This is a genomic window from Polaromonas sp. P3_C2, assembly GCF_056402675.1.
Genome location: NZ_JBFUGX010000741.1, coordinates 1 through 1,851, shown reverse-complemented (window position 1 = coordinate 1,851; position 1,851 = coordinate 1). Strand labels below are relative to the sequence as shown.

Annotated in this window: 3 protein-coding genes; all 3 read left to right on the top strand. The window is 59.5% G+C overall.

Annotated elements, in window-relative coordinates:
• Positions 1–64: 64 nt before the first annotated feature.
• The gene (aat, locus tag AC1DWI_RS21395; protein WP_477670840.1) at positions 65–841 is read left to right on the top strand and encodes a leucyl/phenylalanyl-tRNA--protein transferase; all 777 of its coding nucleotides are present in this window, start codon (positions 65–67) and stop codon (positions 839–841) included.
• Positions 838–1,617, top strand: a complete 780-nt coding sequence (locus AC1DWI_RS21390; protein ID WP_477670841.1) for an arginyltransferase — start codon at positions 838–840, stop codon at positions 1,615–1,617. Before aat ends, AC1DWI_RS21390 begins: the two co-directional genes overlap by 4 nt.
• Before the next feature lie 75 nt (positions 1,618–1,692).
• On the top strand, positions 1,693–1,851 hold a 159-nt coding region (locus tag AC1DWI_RS21385), incomplete at its 3' end, for a helix-turn-helix domain-containing protein (RefSeq protein WP_477725700.1).

Here is a 1,851-nt window from a genome sequence, read left to right as displayed (position 1 = left end):
CCATTTGCGCATGTCCTTCACGGCCCGCTGTTTTAATGGCTTTATGACTGTCCATTTTTAAGACATGGGTAAACTCCCGCGCCCCGTGCCCTGGCTTGCCGCCGGCGAAAACTTTCCCTCGCTGGATACCGCATGGGGGCCCCATGACCCGGCACCCGGTTTGCTCGCGGCTGGTGCCGCCCTGGATGTGCCGACCTTGGTTCATGCGTATTCGCAGGGAATTTTCCCCTGGTACAGCCTAGGCCAGCCCGTGCTCTGGTGGAGCCCTGACCCTCGCATGGTGCTGCAGACCCGGCACTTCAAGCTGCACCGGTCGCTGCGCAAAACGGTAGTTCGTTTTCAGGAACAGCATCGCTGCGAAATCAGATTCGACAGCGCCTTTGAGCGCGTCATCGACGCCTGCGCCAGCAAGCCCCGTTCCGGCCAACCCGGTACCTGGATAGTCCCTGACATGGTGCAGGCCTATAGCGCCCTTCACAAGGCAGGCCATGCGCACAGCGTGGAGACCTGGATCGACGGCGCGCTGGCAGGCGGCTTGTATTGTGTGAATCTGGGCCGCATGGTGTTTGGCGAATCGATGTTTGCACACCAGACCGATGCATCCAAAATCGCACTGGCGGCACTGGTGGCTTTTTGCCGTGAACAGCACATCACCATGATTGATTGCCAGCAAAATACCCATCACCTGGCGTCCCTGGGCGCGGGAGAAATCAGCCGGGCGGAATTTGTTGCCTACCTCGGACAAAGCGTGGGTAAAACGGGGCCCGACTGGCACTTTGAACCCGTATACTGGAATCAGATATTGACGACGGGAACGAAGGGAACCCTGGACCTACCGTGACACATCTCAAAGACCTGCCCCTGCAAACCTTGCAGTTCTACGCAACGGCGCCCTACCCGTGCAGTTATCTGCCGGGCAAGCAGGCCCGCTCGCAGGTTGCCACACCCAGCCACCTCATCCACAACGACGCCTATTCGGACCTTGTGACCAACGGCTTCCGGCGCAGCGGCATGTTTACCTACCGCCCCTACTGTGATGGGTGCCAGGCCTGCGTCCCGCTACGGGTGCCTGTTGGCAGCTTCAGCCCCAACAACAGCCAGCGCCGCGCCTGGAAGCGGCACCAGACGCTACAGGCCCGCATCCTCAAGCTTTGCTTCATGCCGGAGCATTACCAGCTCTACCTGCGTTACCAGAACGGCCGTCACGCAGGCGGCGGCATGGACCATGACAGCATTGACCAATACACCCAGTTCCTGCTGCAAAGCCGCGTGAATTCACGCCTGGTGGAGTTTCGCGAAAGCCTGCCTGACGGCGAGCCAGGCGCTCTGAAGATGGTGTCCATCCTTGATGTGCTGGAGGACGGCATTTCCGCGGTCTATACGTTTTACGAGCCGGATGGCCGCGCAAGCTACGGCAACTACAGCGTGCTGTGGCAGATCGAGCAGGCCCGGCGCCTCGATTTGCCCTATGTGTACCTGGGCTACTGGATCGCGGAAAGCCCAAAAATGAACTACAAGGCCGGATTCAGGCCCAACGAAGTGCTGGTCGACGGGCAGTGGGTGCTTTCCGCAGAGCCTGCGGCAGAAAATACAGGCAGGCCATCCGACAAGGCATAGGCATCGGCCCCACCAGGCGCATCATCCAGCGCATCAGGATTTCACAGGGTAAAATTTGCAGCAGAAAGCCTGCACATGAAAAAGCCCGATTCAGCCCTTCCCGCGACACCGACCGTTCAGGTCATAGAAAGGATGTTCACGCTGCTCGAAATCCTGGCGAACCGCGAAGAAGCGCTTTCGCTCAAGGAAATCAGCGAGAAGTCGGGGCTCCATCCCTCTACCGCACATCGCATC

Coding starts and splice junctions, on each gene's coding strand:
- aat (WP_477670840.1), top strand. CDS start 65: ATGGGTAAACTCCCGCGCCCCGTGCCCTGGCTTGCCGCCGGCGAAAAC.